We start from the raw sequence: 2228 nt of genomic DNA on the forward strand, positions 1-2228 counted from the left end.
CCGACCCGCAGGAGCCCGCCTGATGCTTGACACCCCGCCGAACGACGACGAGTTCGCGGACCTGTTCAGCAAGCTGCCGACCCCGCGCGAGCAGGCGCCGGCATCGGNCGAAGGGGCCCCCGTCCCGCCGTCGCGCCGCGCCGCGAGGGAGGCTGCCGCTGCCGCGAACGTCGCCCCCGAGACGACCCCGTCGAACACGAGCACACCGACCGCGACGCCGGTTTCCGCACGCGCGAGCAACGAAGCTGCCGAACCGCGCCCTGCGGCCGCGGCACCGGAGCCACTGGTCGCCCACGCTGCACCCGCGCATCAGCAGCTCGATGCGCTCTTCAGCGCGGAAGCGCACTCCGACCGCGGGCACGGCAACCGGCACGATCGCGATCGCCGGAAGAGCCGCATCGCGGGCTGGGTGATCTTCGGCGTGATCCTGGCGATCCTGGGTGGCATCGTGGGTGGCGGCTTCTATGTCTGGAACACCTACGAAGACAAGATTCGGGCCTTCATGGGCTGGGAAGAGCCCAAGGACTACGAGGACGGCATCGCCGAGGGTGACGCCACCGTGACGATCGTCACCGGAGACACCGGATCGACGATCTCGATTTCACTCTTCCAGGCCGGAGTCACAAAGACCGACACCGCCTTCTACGACTATCTGATCAAGACCGGACAGAACCCGGACTTCCAACCGGGCGTGTATGCGCTGAAGCAGAAGATGTCGTCCGAAGCGGCTCTCAAGGCTCTCGAAGACCCCACCAGTCGACGCGAGAACACGGCGCAGCTGCCCGAGGGTCTGACGATGAATTCGACCCTGACGCGACTCGCCGACGGCACCGGCATCCCGCTCGCCGACCTGCAGGCGGCCGTCGCCGATCCCTCGCAGTACGGTGTCAGCGCCACCACGCTCGAGGGCTGGCTGTTCCCGGCGACGTACACGTTCGATCCGGGAACGACGGCGCAGCAGGTGATCAAGACCCTGGTCGATCGCACGGTGACCTCTCTCGACAAGGCCGGCGTGCCCAGCGACCAGCGCGAGCGCATCCTGACCGTCGCGTCGATCATCCAGCGCGAGGCACGGTTCACGGCCGACTTCTACAAGGTGTCCCGTGTGATCGAGAATCGCCTCGACCCCAACAACGAGGAGACCCACGGTCTGCTGCAGATGGACTCGACGGCGCAGTACGGCTACAACGAGATCAACAAGGGCACGGCCAGCTCCTCGGCGGAGGCCCTCGCCAACGACAACCCGTGGAACACGTATCTGCACCCGGGTCTGCCGATCGGGCCCATCGCCAACCCGGGCGACCTGGCCATCGATGCGGCGATGCACCCGGCCGACGGTCCGTGGCTGTACTTCGTGACGGTCAACCTCGACACCGGGGAGACGATCTTCAGCACCACGTATGCCGAGCACGAGAAGGCCGTCGCGCAGTGGCAGCAGTGGTGTGCCGCCAATGACAGTGCCGACTGCTGAGGTCCCGGTCGGGTCGCTGCTGGAGGTGTGGGGCGACCCGATCGCTCACAGCCTCTCGCCGCAGATCCACGCCGCTGCATACGCCGCGCTGGGCTGGGACTGGACCTACGGACGGCGGCGCGTCGCAGCGGCCGACTTCGCGGGCGAGGTGGGCCGGCTCGCCCCGGCATTTCGAGGGCTCTCGCTCACCTTTCCGCTGAAAGCCGAGGCCTTCGCGGCCGCCGCGGCCCGTGATCGCACGGCCGAGCTCACCGGCGCCGTCAATACGCTCGTCCGCGTGGGCGGGCAGTGGCGCGGCTTCAACACGGATGTCGGCGGAATCGTCGGCGACGTGCGAGCCCACGGACTCGACACGATCGAGACCGCACGCATCATCGGCGCCGGGGCGACCGCGACGTCTGCGCTCGTCGCTCTCGCGCAGCTCGGCGCCCACACGGTCGATGTGGTCGCGCGACGGCCCGACGCCGCGCACGCCCTCGCCCAGCTGGGGGAGCGCCTGTCGGTGGCCGTCTCGATCGCGCCGCTCGAAACGGTCCGGCCGGCGCTCGTGGCGCTCACGGTCTCCACCCTGCCCGGCGGGGCCGACCTGCCGGAGGACACCGCACGACGTCTCGCCTCCGGCGGAGGGCTGCTCTACGACGTCGTCTACGGCCACTGGCCGAACCCGCTGGCCACGGCCTGGCAGACGACCGGCGCACCCGCCGTCAACGGACTTCGCATGCTGGTGCGACAGGCCGGTCTGCAGATCCGCGCGTTC

2 protein-coding genes are annotated in these 2228 nt (G+C 69.3%); both read left to right on the top strand.

Features of this window, described 5'->3' with window-relative positions; all coding sequences use genetic code 11:
* The first annotated feature begins 502 nt into the window (after positions 1 to 502).
* Positions 503 to 1471: an endolytic transglycosylase MltG gene (mltG, locus tag I5I_RS07095; RefSeq protein ID WP_441295537.1), complete on the top strand. Its 969-nt coding sequence runs from the start codon at positions 503 to 505 to the stop codon at positions 1469 to 1471.
* A partial coding sequence (locus I5I_RS07100; RefSeq protein WP_036318119.1) for a shikimate dehydrogenase family protein occupies positions 1452 to 2228 on the top strand: 777 nt, incomplete at its 3' end. The genes mltG and I5I_RS07100, both read left to right, overlap by 20 nt.

The sequence above is a fragment of the Microbacterium sp. B24 genome (genome assembly GCF_000333415.1).
Lineage (GTDB): Bacteria > Actinomycetota > Actinomycetes > Actinomycetales > Microbacteriaceae > Microbacterium.

Coding starts and splice junctions, on each gene's coding strand:
- mltG (WP_441295537.1), top strand. CDS start 503: ATGGGCTGGGAAGAGCCCAAGGACTACGAGGACGGCATCGCCGAGGGT.